The organism is Azospirillum sp. A26 (assembly GCF_042604635.1).
Classification (GTDB): domain Bacteria; phylum Pseudomonadota; class Alphaproteobacteria; order Azospirillales; family Azospirillaceae; genus Azospirillum; species Azospirillum palustre.
The window spans coordinates 221,045-235,023 of record NZ_CP170474.1 but is presented as its reverse complement, the minus strand read 5'-3'; the positions used below and the strand labels follow the sequence as shown (position 1 = coordinate 235,023).

Genomic DNA, 13,979 nt, shown 5'->3' with positions numbered 1-13,979 from the left:
GCAGCAAGCCGGACCACAAACCCATAGGAGACAGCGCCGATGAGCATGGTCCGGTTCCTTGGTTCCGCCGTGGTTTCCGTCGGCCTGACGCTGGCGCTCGGCGGCTGCTTCACCTCCGGCGAGATGGCCCGCGTGGTGCAGCAGCCGAAGACCCCGGCCGTCCGCACCATCAGCAGCTTCAGCGAGGCGCTGCGCTGCATGGACACGCTGCTGTGGACCCATGGCAAGCACGACATCTACATCACCGCCAACGGCCTGCCCGACGCCACCGGCCGGGTTGCCGGCGGCACGAAGGAGATGTTGATCACCGCCGTCTCGCGGATGTCGGAAACCTCCAACGCCTTCCGCTTCGTGGATTTCGAGCCGGCGCTGGACGACGTCAACGCGCTGTACTGGATGATCGGGGTGCAGCCCAACTTCCGGGCGCCCTCCTACTACATCCGCGGCGCCATCACCCAGCTGGACGACAATGTGGTCAGCGAGGCGGCGGGGGCCGGTCTGTCGCTGCCCAAGCTGGACATCGGCGTCTCGGCCGATCAGGTGGTGTCGATGGTCTCGGTCGACCTCAATGTCGGGGAACTGGTGACGCGCCAGATCATCCCCGGCATGTCGGCGTCCAACACGCTGGCGGTGGTGTCGTCGGGGCGCGGGGCCGACACCGGCGGGGTGATCGGCAAGGCCGGCCTGTCCTTCAACATCTCGCTGAACCGGTCGGAGGGGCTGCACCAGGGGGTGCGCACGCTGGTCGAACTCAGCACCATCGAGGTTCTGGGCAAGCTGACCCGCGTGCCCTACTGGCAATGCCTGGGCATCGACCAGACCAACCCCGCCTTCATGGCGGAGGCGCGCGGCTGGTTCGACGGCATGGCTCCGTCGGAGCGCGTGACCTTCACCCAGCGCGCGCTGTCGGCGCAGGGCTATTACGACGGGCCGGTCAACGGGCAGCTCGACCAGCGGACCGCCGAAGCGGTCGGCCGCTTCCAGGCGGACAGCGACCTGATCGCCACCGGCCGCATCGATTTCGACCTCTACCAGCGCCTGCTCGCCAAGCCGCCCGGCCAGGGCGGCGCACCGCCGGCCCGGCTGCAGAGCGTCAGCAATGCCGGGGGCGAAGGGTTGCCACGTGCCCAGCCGTCGCCGTCCCGGCTCGACCTGCTGCTGTCGTCGGACCGCGGGCCGGCACCGCGCTACCGCGCCGGCGAGGCGCTGGTGGTCCGGATGCAGCCGACGGCGGACGGCTTCGTCTATTGCTATTACCGCGATGCCGCCGGCACGGTGTCGCGCATCTTCCCCAACCGCTTCCAGCCCGACGCCTTCGTCGAGGCCGGCAGGCAGGTGGAAATCCCGCCCGGTGTGCAGAAGCCCTTCAACCTGCGCATGGACCGGGCCAATGCCGAGGAAACGGTCGCCTGCGTCCTGTCGCACGACGAGATCGGCGTGCGGATCCCCGAGGCGTTCAAGAGCGAGGATTTGCAGCCCATTCCCGGCGCTGCCCTGGATGACGTGATCAATGCCTTCGCGACCGCCAAGGGCAGCGATGCCCGCGCCAAGCGGCTGACGGTGAAGGTGCTGCCCGGCACGCTGGCGCAGGGGGAGTAACCTCGGGCGGATCGCCGGAATCGGGGGCCGACTGTTGGCCGGCTCACAGCGCGGGGCAGGGTGGTGGCGATAGAACCAGGGCAACGCCGTTCCTTCTCCTGCCCATGGAGCCTGACATGACCAAGTCCATCCTGTCCCACGCCCTGACTCATACCCTGGTCGCCACCCTGCCGATGCTGGCCGCCGCCTGGGCCGGTTCCGTATCCGCCCAGACGGTCGAAGGATCGGGTTCGTCGAAGGTGATGATGTTCGACCGGCCGCCCAGCGTGGAGGAACTGCGCGAGGTGGTGGCGCCGGAACCCAAAATCCGCACCCGCAGCATCGAGATCATCGGCGGTGCGGCCGGTGCCGCTGCCAAGCGGCCCCGGCCCATCGACGAGATCAACTACGGCACGGCGCCGATCCCGTCCGCAGCGCAGCCGGCTCCGCAGCCCGAAATGCAGCCCGTTGCCCAACCGGCGCCCCAACCCGCTCCGCAGGCCAGCCGCCCCGCCCACAAGCAGCGCCGGCAGGAGGTGCGCACGGAGGCCCCGGCTGCCCAGATGGCCACCGCCGAGCCGCCCGCCGCTCCCGTCGTCCAGGAGCAGGGCGCTGCACCGCAGGCCTTCGGCTTCCGCATCAACTTTGCGCTCAACTCCGCCGAAATCCCGGCCGAGTCCGCTTCCTACATCGACGCCGTCGGGGCGCTGATGAAAGAGGATCCGACCCTGGGCCTGACGGTGGAGGGCCACACCGACGCCAGCGGCAGCCTTTCCCACAACATGCTGCTGTCGCAGCGCCGCGCGGTGTCGGTCGGCGAGTATCTGGTCCGCGTCCATCGGATCGACCCCAAGCGCATCACGGTGGACGGCAAGGGCCCGACGGCGCCGATCGCCGCCAACCCCTATGACGGCCGCAACCGGCGCGTCGAATTCAAGCCGACCCATTGAGTGCGGCCCGAACGGAGGAGGATGCCATGAAACACGCTCTGCTCCTCGCGGCCTGCCTCGGTCTTGCCGCCCTATGGCTCGCCGGTGCGGCCGATGCCACGGTTGTCCGCAAGAAGGGGGGCGACACGTCGGGCGCCACCAGCGGCGGTGTTGCGGGCGGTGTCGACATCGCCCCGTCCGGCAAGCGGGTCCGTGTCCAATGCTGGCAGGACGGCCACAAGATCATCGACGAAGAGGATCTTGCCGTCGTCTCGCTCAGCATCGCCAGCCAGATGAATGGGCTGCGCTTCCGCCGCAACGGCGGGACGGACGGAGCGGTGTCGGTGGTGACGCAATCCCGCACCGCCTGCCTGCTCGCGCCCGATGACGGGGCCGCCACCGGCAAGGGCCGCAACCGCGACTGATCCTTTCAAATCCAGGAGGTAACGATCATGCCGAAGAGACGCTTTACCCCTTCGCTGGGTGCCGCCGCCGTCCTCGCCCTCGGCTTCGGCCAGGAGGCCGCGGCGGAGGCCGTGGTGGTGGCGTCGAGCGCGCCCGGCTATGTCCAGGGCCAGCTCGTCGCCGACGGGCAGGCGGTCAGGCTTCCCGACGGGGCGAATGCGACGCTGCTGTTTGCCAACGGGCGCCTGCTGCGGCTGCGCGGTCCCTATGACGGGGTTCCCGGCCAGACGGCGGACGGTGCCGTGTCGGCCCGTGCCGGTCCCGGCGACGACCGGTTCATGCAGAGCGACCTCGGCGCCGCGCGGGCGCTGGGAAACCCGCTGGATGCGGCGCTGGAGAAGGCGCTGGCCATCGACCCGTCGGCGTCCGGCACGCAATGCGTCAAGGCCGGCAGCCTACCCCTGCTGCGGCGTCCGGCGGAGCCGGGACTGGACCGGTTGACGGTGCAGGCCGGCGGGGAACGTGCGGCGGTCGAATGGATGAACGGCAGCCCGGCCCCCTGGCCGCGGAGCCTGCCGCTCGCGGATGGGACGGACATCGGCATGCTGAGGCCGGATGGCACCCCCATCGGCACCCTGCATGTCCGCATGGTGGAGGCCGCGGGCGGCGCGGCGCTGGCGGTCGGCCTGGCATCCGCCGGCTGCGCCGGGCAGATCGGGGCGGCGATGGCATCCCTGCGCGACGCGATGGTGCCGCTCGACCTCTTTCTCTCCGCCGATCCGGCCGGCAATGCCGCCTACCGGCCGGGCGAGGACATCCGCCTGCTGGTGCAGACCGACCGCGACGCCCATCTTTATTGCTATCTGCGCAACGCGCGCGGCCAGCTGATCCCAATCTTCCCGTCCGGTGCCACGATGAGTGCCCGTGTGATGGGCAATGTGCCGATCAGCCTGTCTGGCGACCGCATGCCGCTGCGCGCCGGGGATGCTCCCGCCGATCTGGAGGTGCGCTGCATCGCCACCAGCCGTAATCTGGACGGCGAGATTCCCGGCCGCGATGCTGCCTTCCGTCCCTTGGCCGAGGATGCCGCCGGACAGCTCGACCGCGCGGTGTCCCGCCTGCGCGAGACGGAGGTGGCCTCCGCCCAGCTGATCCTGAAGGTTCGGTGAGGAGCGGATGGACGGCCCGCCGGCGAACCCCAGGGAAGGGCCGGAACCTTCCGCCGTCGCGAAACCGGCGGTGCGCGACCCGCCGCCGGACCGTCGTGGATGGTCGCGCCGGTGGCTGCCGGTGGCCGTCATGCTGGCGAGTGCGGTGTTGGCGCTTGCCGCCACGCGGCTGGTGCCGCCGCTGCGCACCGCAGACGAGAGCTTGAGCGACCGGCTGATCGCCGCCGCCGCCCCGGCGCAGCCACAGCATGCGGCCATTGCGCTGGTGCTGTTCGGCGAGGACAGCTTCGCCGGCCTTGCCTGCCGGTCGCCGGTGGATCGCGGCATGCTGGCCGACATCGTCGGCGTGCTGGCGGCGGCCGGGGTCCGCGCCATCGGCATCGACGTGCTGTTCGACCAGCCGAGCCTTCCGGCCCTGGACGAGCGGCTGCGCCGCACCATGCTGGGGGCACCGGTTCCGGTGGTGGCGATCACCGCCCTGGAGCAGACGCCGCTGACCGAGCGGCAGCGCCGTTTCCTCGACGGCTTCACCGAAGGGATGCCGCGCGGCCATGCCAACTTGGCGAAGGACCGGCTGGATGCCGCGGTGCGCTGGCATGTCCCCTTCGGCGGCGACGGCACGCCGAGCCTGCCGGTTCAGCTTGCCCGCCTGGGCGGTGTGCCGGTTGTGCCGGGCGAGCCGTTCCGCATCGACTGGCATAGCCGGCCGGACGGCTCGACCGCCCCGTTCCCGATCTATCCCGCGGAGAGCGTCGCCGTTCTGCCGAAAAACTGGCTGGCCGGGCGGTTTGTGCTGGTAGGCACGGCGCTGGCCGGCATCGATCAGCACCGGACGCCGCTGTCGTTGGCCGGTGCGTCGACGCCGGGGGTGGAGATCGAGGCGCATGTGCTGGCTCAGCTTCTCGATGGGCGGCAGAACCCGCGCCTGCCGTTCGCGGGCGAAGCGGCGCTGGCGCTGCTGATGGCGGCAGCCGGGGTGGCGGTGGCGCTGGCCGGATTGCCCTTGTGGCTGGTGGCAGCAGCCGGGCTGCTTGTGCCGGCAGCCGCCTGGACCGGCGCCAATGTGCTGTTCGCGGCGGGTGGGCCGCTGGTGCCGCTGGTGGCACCGTCGCTGGCCTGGGGTGCGGGGCTCGCCGCCATGACCGTGCAGATGTCGCTGCGCGAACGGGCGGACCGGCGCGTGATGATGCAGCTGTTCGCCAACCATGTCTCCCAGCCGGTGGCGGAGGAGATCTGGCGCGAACGTGCGACCTTCATGACCGGCAACCGCCCGCGCCCGCAGCAATTGACCGCCACCGTGCTGTTTTCCGATATCGAGGGCTTCACCACCATCTGCGAGGCCCTGGAGCCGGAACCGCTGATCCGCTGGCTGGAGGGCTATCTGGATTCCATGGTCCAGATCGTCACCGCCAATGACGGGGTGGTTCTGCGCTTCGTCGGCGATGCGATTCTGGCGGTGTTCGGCGCGCCGGTCGCCCGCAGCGCGCAGGACGAGATCGATGCCGACGCCCGCCGTGCGGTCTGTTGCGCCTTGCAGATGGGCCGGGAACTGGTGGCGTTGAACCGGCGGTGGCAGGCGGAAGGGCTGCCGCCGGTTGGCATCCGGGTCGGCGTGCACACCGGGCCGCTCGTCGCCGGCAGCCTTGGCGGGTTGCGGCACAGCGAATACTCGCTTCTCGGCGACACCGCGAACACCGCCGCCCGGCTGGAGGCCTATGGCAAGCTGGTCGATGCCCGAACCTCGCGCCATTGCCGGGTCATCGTCGGCGATCCGACTTGGCAGGCGGTGCGGCAGGGGGAGCAACAGGGGGCGGGCGTCCGCTGCACGGCGCTGCCGGTGGGGGAGGTGGAGCTGAAGGGCAAGGTGAAGGCGGTGCGGATATGGCTGTTGATCGACGATGAAGACGCCGATAGCCGTCGGCGATAATCGTCAGCATTAATCCTCGATACAGGAAGTAATCACTTCGGCCTGCCACCCCCTCTTTTGCCGGGCTCAGGCTCAAGGGGCGGCTTGGAATGGGGTTGAGCCATGGTATGCTTCCTTCCATACATGGCGGGCTGCCGGCAATTTCCGAAATCGATTCGAACAGCCATCCGCTATGCGCCGCAAGCTTCGCCGGTGAGCCTACAGGTCGCATGCGACCGACCACGGACTGCGGCGCCTCTTTGCACGGGTACGGAGGCGGGGATGGTGAAACCGGTCGGACCCTGCCGGACGATGGTTGCGGTGCTGATCCTTCTGCTGGCGGCTGGGCTGTTGGCGCTCATGGGCCTCGGCGGGGGAGCGCTTGCGGCCGGTCCGGCCACCACCGGTCAGGCGCCGGCCGGGGCCGCGGCGGAAAGCCGGCTGGCGCTGGTGATCGGGGTCAGCAATTACCGCAATGCGCCGGAGCTGGTGAACCCGCGCAACGATGCGAAAGCCATCGGCGAGGCGTTGCGGGCGCTGAACTTCACGGTGGACGAGCAGTACGACCTGGACGCCCGCGGCTTCGCCACCGCCTTGCGCCAGTTCGGCCTGAAGGCTTCGCAGGCCGACGTGGCGGTGATCTTCTATGCCGGGCACGGCATCCAGGTGAACGGCGTCAACTATCTGCTGCCGGCCGACGCCCAGCTGGAACGCGAACGCGATCTGGTGTACGAGGCGATCCCGCTGAATTTGCCGATGGGCGAGCTGGCGGGCGCGCGCAAGCTCGGCATCCTCATCCTCGACGCCTGCCGTAACAATCCCTTCGTCGACCGCCTGACCCGCAGCGGGTCGAACCGCAACCAGGCCCATCCCGGTTTCGGCAGCGTCGACGACACGCCGAGCGACACGCTGGTGGCGATGGCGACCCGCGCCGACCAGCTGGCGGAGGATGGCACCGGCGACCACAGCCCGTTCAGCGCGGCGCTGCTCCAGCATCTCCAGACGCCGGGGCTGGAACTGAGCCTGTTCTTCCGCAATGTGCGCGATACGGTGAAGCAGGCCACCAACGGCCGGCAGGAGCCGTTCGTCTACGGGTCGCTCGGCGCAACCCCCTTCTACTTCAACCCGCGCCCGCCCAACCGGCCGCCGGTGCTGGGCGAGTTGCGGGCGCTGACCGTGCTGGATCGTGCGGGTGCGGAGCCGCTGGGGGCCGGCAAGCCGACCGATCCCGACGACGACCAGATGTATGCCCGCGTCACCGGGCTGCCGCGCGGCGGCACCGTCCGTGTCGGGGAGCGCAGCGTGCTGATCGGCGACTATCTGACGGTGGAGCAGCTGGCGGCCACCAGCTTCAAGCCCGACGGCAGTTTCCGCGGCGATGCCGGGACCTTCGAGTTCCTGGTGGCCGACGGGCGCGGCGGCATGACCACCGGTGCCATCCCCGTGACGATCAAGCCGAGCAACCAGCCCCCGGCGGTGGTGGCCGAGCGCAAGCTGCGCGTCGCCGGCAACCCAATGGGGATCGACGCGCCGTCCGACCCGGACGGCGACCCGCTGACCGTCACCGTCACCGCCGTGCCGGAGCGCGGCAGCGTCCACAATGGTGCGGCGGTGGTGAAGCCGGGCGACCGGCTGACCGTCCAGGCGCTGACCGGCCTGACCTTCGACCCGGAGGCCGCCGCCCCCGGTCCGGCCGGCACCCTGCGCTACAGCGTCGATGATGGGCGTGGCGGCACCGCCACGGCGAGCGTCAGCGTGGAGATCGCGGCACCCGGCACCGCCCCGGTGGCCGAGCTTGAGGACAGCCTGTGGAAGCGCATCCAGTCGAGCAAGGAGCCCAGCGACTATCAGGCCTTCCTGCAACTGTTCGGCAGCGGCAGCTACGCCCCGATGGCCCGCCGCCAGCTTGAGTCGCTGAAGATCGCTGGCCAACCGGCGGAGCCGCCGCCGAAAACGGAAACCAAGCCGGAAACGGCGATGGGACCGGGGCTGGAGCCGGCCGAACCCGGACGCTACACCGTCACGGCGGACGGAATCCTGCGGGCGACGCCGGCCAATGGCGGGGCGCGGGTCGGCCGGGTGGCGCGCGGGACCGCGGTGCAGGTGCTCGGCCGCGTGCCGGACGGTGGGTGGTACCGCATCGCGCTGGAGGACGGCACCCAGGGCTTCGTCGCCGCCGCGCTGTTGAAGCGTGAAGCGCCCCCGGCGCCGGCAGCGGCCCAGGCCGCCGCTCCCCCGCCGGCCGAGCCGCAGGTGGCGGCGACCGTGCCGCCGGCAGCACCGCAGTCCGCGGCGCCGACCGCCCCCTCAACGACGCCATCCGGGCCGACGAACGGCACGGCGCGCAATCATGGCTCGGGCAACAGCTTCCAGGATTGTCCGACCTGCCCGGTGCTGGTGCGGGTGCCGGCCGGCAATTTCATGATGGGGAACGACAAGGGCGACCCGTCGGAACGGCCGGTCCACCGCGTCACCATCGCCAAGCCCTTCGCGCTCGGCATGTATGAGGTGACGGTCGGCGAATGGCGCGCCTGCATCCAGGAGGGCGGCTGCACCGACATGCCGCGCATGACCAACCCGACCGATGGAACCCCCGTCCACAATCTGCATTGGCAGGATGCGCAGGCCTATGTGGCTTGGCTCAGCCGCAAGACCGGGCAGCGCTATCGCCTGCCGAGCGAGGCGGAATGGGAATTCGCCGCGCGGGCCGGCACCACCACGCCTTACTGGTGGGGGACGGAAGAGGGGAACCATGCCGACTGCGACGATTGCGGCGGTCCGCACGAGCATCTGACCCCGGCCGCCGCCGGCAGCTACAAGGCTAACCCGTTCGGCCTGCACGACATGAACGGCGGCGTGGCGGAATGGGTGGCCGACTGCTGGAACAAGAACTACCAGGGCGCCCCGGCCGATGGCAGCGCCTGGACGCAGGGGAACTGCCGCAAGCGGGTTCTGCGCGGCGGGTCCTGGCGCGACAAGCTGGAGGCCATCAATGGAACGATGCGCAACAGTTACGACATCGACGTGCGCTATCTCACCAACGGCTTCCGGGTGGCGCGGGAGGTGAATTAACGAAGGTCAGCGCTGGACCGTGACCGTTTTCTGTGTCGCCCGGTTTCCCGTGCCGACGGCGGTGTTGGTGGCGGTGTTCACATTGTTGAACTGGACGCCGCCATGGGCCAGCGCCGCGGGCAGATGCGGCAGCGGCCCGGCTGTGCTCATCAGCATGTCGAGCGTCGAAGGCCCGGCCGGCTTGACGGCTGGAGCGGGGGCCGGAACGGGGAGCGGGGCCGGTTCGGGTGCCGGTGCCGGGGCGGCGGTCTCCACCGGGCCGGCGCTGCCCGCCGCGGTGCCGTCGCCGAGCTGCTGCTGGCTGATGTTGCCGTCGCCGAAGGCGAAGTTCAGCGCGCTGTTGAAGTTGTTCACGATGAAGGGGGCATCGATGATGGTGAAGCTGGGGTCGACCGGCTGCACCGGCGGCTGACGGCTGGCGGCCAGCGGCTGCCCCTTGTTGAAGCCGGCGAGATAGCCGGCATCGCCGCGGATGCGGGTGATCGCCTGCTGGTTCACGGAGGACCGGCGCACGGACGGGTTGGTGACCATCGCGCCGGGAGGGGCGCCGCGGGGCGTCGGATTCACCGACACCGGCAGGCGCGGTGTCTGGGCGAAGGCCTGCGCCATCGCCGCACCGGGGATCGGACCGGGCGGAAAGGCGATGCCGCCGGTGACCTGGGCCGCGGCCGTCCCGGCGGTCAGCAGCAGGGCGGCGAAGGCAGGCAGAAAGACGGTGCGGGACGATTTCATCGCTGGCTCCCTCAGTGGCTGACGGCCGGGTGTGGGGAGCATGATGGGGCCACTCGGACCGGGGCGCTGTGGCGCGGCTCACAAGCGGCGCCGGATTGGCGTCTCAACCGCAGGAGTCGGCGATGTCGTCCAGGGCGCCGGTGTCGCGGATGACGATATAGCCGGCGTCCATCTCGATCACGCCGGCCCGTTGCCACTCGTTCAGCAGCTTGTTGACGCTCTCGCGCGAGACACCGACGAGGCAGCCCAGCTGCTGTTGCGACAGCTTGATGTCCAGCCGCAGCCCCTCCGGCTCCGGCTTGCCGAAGGCATCGCCCAGCCGCTTCAGGGCGCGGGCGAAGCGGGAGGGCGCCTCCAGGAAGAGGGTGTCCTCCAGATGCTCGCTGGTCTGGCGCAGCCGCTGGCACAGCACGCTGATGATGCGGAAGGCCAGATCCGGCCTTGCCGTCAGCACCGGCATCAGCTGCGACCGGTCCAGCACCAGGAGGTCGGTTTCCTCCAGGGCCACGGCGTCGGCGGTGCGTGGTTCGCCATCCAGCAGGGCAATCTCGCCGAACAGGCCGCCCTTGTTGATGATGCTCAGCACCAGTTCCTTGCCGTCCATGGAATGGCAGCAGATCTTCACCCGGCCGCGGATGACCGCCATCATGCTGTCGCCGGGATCGCCCTTCTGGAAGATCATGGCGCCGCGCGCGTGGTGGGACAACCGCGCGGCGGTCGCCAGGCGGTGCCTTTCCTCCCGCTCCAGATGCTTGAGCAGGAAATGTCCGGCAAGGACGAGATCCTTGTCGAAATTGATCCGTATCGCGGTCATGGCGGCCTCTTGGCTGAGCTTCGGCTGACGGCGCGGGTGTGATGATGCGGGGAATGGTACGCCGGCAACCGGCCCGACCCCCGCCGTCAAAGGCGGTACGCCGTCGTCGGCGCTTCTGCCCCGTTCGTGCACGGGTCGGATATGAAAAGGGCAACCGGCGTCTGCCGGCCGCCCTTCGATTGCGGGATGGTGCGGTGAGTCGTCCTCGGCGGAAAATCTCCGTCGGTGTCTCCGGCTTCGCTGCTCGGCGGGGATCAGTCGATGTCCGGATCGTCGTCATCCTCCAGGGTCAGGGAGTGGACCCGATGGTCGAAGGGGAACCCCCGGCGCTCGAGCAGGCTGTGCAGATCGGGAGTGACCGGGCGGGGAAGCCGCTGGATCTCCGTTTCGGGAACGGCTTCCGACTGCGGGTCGGACGGGGTGGCAGTACAGCGGGTCCGGCCGTTGTGCGTCGCGCAGCTCAGTGTTCCCGATCCGCGCATGCAGACGGTCTTGCCGTTGACCGTCTGGCAGGAGAGGGAGTCGGCCTGCACCGGGACCGAAACGGCCAGGACCAGCAGGACAGGTGCGGCGAGGGCTAGGAGTGTCGGAAACTTCGGCATCGGTGGCCTCCGGGATTGGAGGGAAAAGAGCGCTCAGCGGCGAAGGCCGGTCAGCGATTGGGCGGCGCTGTTGCCGATCCCGGCGGTGACGTTGGTGCCGACCCCGACATTGGTGCTGACCAGGGGGCCGCGGCCGCTGAAGTTCAGCCCGACCTGCACACCGCTGCCCTGGATGCCCAGCAGCCTCTGACCGGCGCTGTTGCCGATGCCGGCGGCAACGTTGGTGGCGGTGCCGACATTGGTGCTGACCAGCGGGCTGACGCCGCGGATGGGAGCGCCGCCTCCGCCCTGAAGGAAAACACCCTGCTGCTGTGCCGAGTTGCCGATGCCGGCGCCGACATTGGTGGCGTTGCCGACATTGGTGCTAACCAGTCCGGGTACCGCCATCATCGACGGCATGCCGGGGCCGGTCATGGGGCCGACGGGCTTGTTCTGCGCCAGGGCGGGGGTGGCGAGCAGCATGGCGGCGAGGGTGCCGAGAACACAGGTGCGGATCATGGCGGGCTGTCCTTCGGTTGGGGAGTGAGTGAGGTGGCGTCCTTGAGGAGAGCTTAAGTGAAGTGCCGGACCGGCTTCTGTGAGTTGCCCCACAATGGGCGGCGGATTTCCCGCTGGAGTGCGGAGCGGACCTCCTGGGCTGCCGGCGGGCAGAAAAATGCTCCGGCCGTTGCCGGCCGGAGCGAGGTCAGGGAGGAAGCCGGGAGGAGGGGGACGGTCAGCGCTGCCTCACCAGGGCGCTCTGTCCGGCGAAGTTGCCGACGCCGGCCGACAGGTTCTGCATGTTGCTGCGGTTGAAGGGGCCGACCAGCCCGCCCGAACGCTGAAGCACCGTGCCGCTCTGCAGGGCGGTGTTGCCGATGCCGGCCGCCGTGTTGCCGACGTTGGCGACGTTACCGCCGCTCAGCAGGCCGCCGCTCCGCTGCATCACCGTCGCCATCTGGCCGGCGTTGTTGCCGATGCCCGCCGCGGTGTTGCCGATGGTGGCCGCCGAGCCGCCGTTGAACAGGCCGCCGCTGCGCTGCTTCACGAAGGCTTCCTGGTTGGCCGTGTTGCCGATGCCGGCGGCGAGGTTGGACACGGTGGCGCTGTTCGGGCCGGCGAAGGGGCCCTTGGACTTCTGCATGACCAGCGCGCTCTGATTGGCGGTGTTGCCGACGCCGGCCGCGGTGTTGGAGATGTCGGAGATGTTCTGGGCCATCGCCGGGGCGGCGAACAGGGCGAGAGAAGCGAAGCCGGTCAGCAGGGCGGTGCGGATCATGGTCTGTCTCCTGTTTTCGGGGCCGCGGGGTGCGGCGTGTTGCCGATGGACAGACCCTACCCAAGCGCCGGATTCCCGGATGTGAGCCGCACCACAAACACCGGCCTTTTGTCGATCAGCGCTGTTTTGTGCCGGGATGCGCCTCCTGCCAGTGCGGATGGGTGACATAGGCGGTGAGGGCGCCCTGCGCGTGCGAGCGGATGGTGACGGATGACCCCTTGGGCATATAGACGATCTCGCCGGGACCGGCGGTGACCGTGCCGGCGTCGGAGGTGACGGAGACCCGGCCCTCCAGCACCACCATCACGTCGTCGACGGCAATCTGCTCGTCGATGCTCTGGTCGGGGGCGTAACGGCCGTAGCCGATGGTGACAGGCCCGCCATGGCGCTGGTCGACGGCGTTGCCGACGAACACGTCGGCCTGCTGGCCGGGCGTGCGGTCAAGCTGGATATCGGTGACGGCGAATTTGCGGACGGTCATGTGCATTTCCCTGGAATGGTGGGTGCGATCACCCTCAGCTAGTATCCAGGGCGCTCCGTCATAAGACGGCTGCGGTGCAACAGGGTGGTGGGTGGCATTCAGCAATGCGAAGGCGATTGAAGCCGGGGGAATATGCGGAGGTGCGGGCGTTCGTCGCGGTGGCGGAGGCGTGCAGCTTTCGCCGGGCGGCTGCCGAACTGGGGCTGACGCCGTCGACGCTGAGCCATGCGATCCGCGCCTTCGAGGATCGGCTGGGCCTGCGGTTGCTGAACCGCACCACGCGGGCCGTGACGGTGACGGAAGCCGGGGCCAAGCTGTTGCAGGACCTGCGTCCGGCGCTGGCGCTGCTGGACGAGGCCGTCGCCGCGGCCGGCATCCCGGAGGACGCGCCGGTCGGGACCGTGCGGCTTGCGGCACCCCGGCTGGCAATCCAGATGCTGGTGGGACCGGCGATCCGCCGGCTTGCACGCGAGTGTCCGCATGTGACGCTGGACCTGCGCACGGTCGAATGGCCGGGCGACCTGACCGACGGGTTCGATCTGGGCATCCAGTACGGCAACGAGGTGGCGCAGGACATGGTGGCGGTGGCGTTGACCAAGCCCTTCACCACCGCGGTCGTCGGCTCGCCCGGCTATTTCGCCGACCATCCGGCGCCGCTCCATCCCTCCGATCTGGTGCGTCACCGTTGCATCGGCTGCCTCAGCGGCCCTGGCGGAGCGCTCTACCGCTGGGCTTTCGAGCGCGACGGGGAGACGGTGGTGCTCGACGTCGACGGCACGCTGGTCACCGACGATGCCGACCTGATGCTGGATGCGGCAATCGGCGGCGTCGGCCTGTGGCACGGCATCGATCAGGTCGTGCAGCCGATGATCGACGACGGGCGGTTGCTGCGGGTGCTGGCCGACTGGTCGCCGAGCTTTCCCGGCTTCCACCTCTATTACGCGGCGGGCGCGCCGCTGTCTCCAGCCGTGCGCGCCGTCGTGGATGCGTTGCGGGGCAAGGGCTGAGCGGCGCCCTTGGCTTGAAGCGGTCC

Annotated in this window: 13 protein-coding genes; 7 read left to right on the top strand and 6 right to left on the bottom strand. The window is 69.8% G+C overall.

The annotated features are described in order from the left end of the window. Positions 1–39: 39 nt before the first annotated feature. The 6 genes from ABNQ39_RS24790 (at position 40) to ABNQ39_RS24765 (ending at position 9,059) form a co-directional block, all read left to right on the top strand. A complete protein-coding gene (locus ABNQ39_RS24790) occupies positions 40–1,599 on the top strand; it encodes a DUF4384 domain-containing protein (RefSeq protein ID WP_376963099.1) in 1,560 nt (519 codons plus the stop codon). A 116-nt stretch (positions 1,600–1,715) separates the two neighbouring features. Continuing rightward, entirely contained in the window at positions 1,716–2,528 is an 813-nt protein-coding gene (locus ABNQ39_RS24785; protein WP_376963096.1) for an OmpA family protein, read from the top strand. A 26-nt stretch (positions 2,529–2,554) separates the two neighbouring features. Beyond that, a complete protein-coding gene (locus ABNQ39_RS24780; protein WP_376963093.1) occupies positions 2,555–2,932 on the top strand; it encodes a hypothetical protein in 378 nt (125 codons plus the stop codon). 27 nt (positions 2,933–2,959) lie between these two features. Beyond that, on the top strand, positions 2,960–4,081 hold the full coding sequence (locus ABNQ39_RS24775; RefSeq protein WP_376963090.1) for a DUF4384 domain-containing protein: 1,122 nt from the start codon (positions 2,960–2,962) through the stop codon (positions 4,079–4,081). A 7-nt stretch (positions 4,082–4,088) separates the two neighbouring features. After that, positions 4,089–6,008, top strand: a complete 1,920-nt coding sequence (locus ABNQ39_RS24770; RefSeq protein ID WP_376963087.1) for a CHASE2 domain-containing protein — start codon at positions 4,089–4,091, stop codon at positions 6,006–6,008. 261 nt (positions 6,009–6,269) lie between these two features. Further along, complete coding sequence (locus tag ABNQ39_RS24765; RefSeq protein ID WP_376963084.1) at positions 6,270–9,059, top strand: SUMF1/EgtB/PvdO family nonheme iron enzyme; 2,790 nt, start codon at positions 6,270–6,272, stop codon at positions 9,057–9,059. A gap of 6 nt (positions 9,060–9,065) precedes the next feature. Here the strand turns inward: ABNQ39_RS24765 and ABNQ39_RS24760 are convergent, their stop codons facing one another. From ABNQ39_RS24760 to ABNQ39_RS24735, 6 genes are all read right to left on the bottom strand, one after another. Further along, a complete protein-coding gene (locus ABNQ39_RS24760) occupies positions 9,066–9,791 on the bottom strand; it encodes a hypothetical protein (protein WP_376963080.1) in 726 nt (241 codons plus the stop codon). Between the two features lie 103 nt (positions 9,792–9,894). After that, a complete protein-coding gene (locus tag ABNQ39_RS24755) occupies positions 9,895–10,605 on the bottom strand; it encodes a Crp/Fnr family transcriptional regulator (RefSeq protein ID WP_376963077.1) in 711 nt (236 codons plus the stop codon). Positions 10,606–10,859: 254 nt separating this feature from the next. Further along, on the bottom strand, positions 10,860–11,207 hold the full coding sequence (locus ABNQ39_RS24750; RefSeq protein ID WP_376963074.1) for a hypothetical protein: 348 nt from the start codon (positions 11,205–11,207) through the stop codon (positions 10,860–10,862). A gap of 33 nt (positions 11,208–11,240) precedes the next feature. Beyond that, entirely contained in the window at positions 11,241–11,705 is a 465-nt protein-coding gene (locus ABNQ39_RS24745; RefSeq protein ID WP_376963071.1) for a hypothetical protein, read from the bottom strand. A 217-nt stretch (positions 11,706–11,922) separates the two neighbouring features. Next, positions 11,923–12,465: a hypothetical protein gene (locus ABNQ39_RS24740; RefSeq protein ID WP_376963068.1), complete on the bottom strand. Its 543-nt coding sequence runs from the start codon at positions 12,463–12,465 to the stop codon at positions 11,923–11,925. Positions 12,466–12,580: 115 nt separating this feature from the next. Then, positions 12,581–12,946: a cupin domain-containing protein gene (locus ABNQ39_RS24735; protein ID WP_376963065.1), complete on the bottom strand. Its 366-nt coding sequence runs from the start codon at positions 12,944–12,946 to the stop codon at positions 12,581–12,583. Between the two features lie 140 nt (positions 12,947–13,086). On the opposite strand from ABNQ39_RS24735, the gene ABNQ39_RS24730 reads away from it, so the two are divergent. Then, entirely contained in the window at positions 13,087–13,953 is an 867-nt protein-coding gene (locus ABNQ39_RS24730; protein ID WP_376963061.1) for a LysR family transcriptional regulator, read from the top strand. Positions 13,954–13,979: the final 26 nt, after the last annotated feature.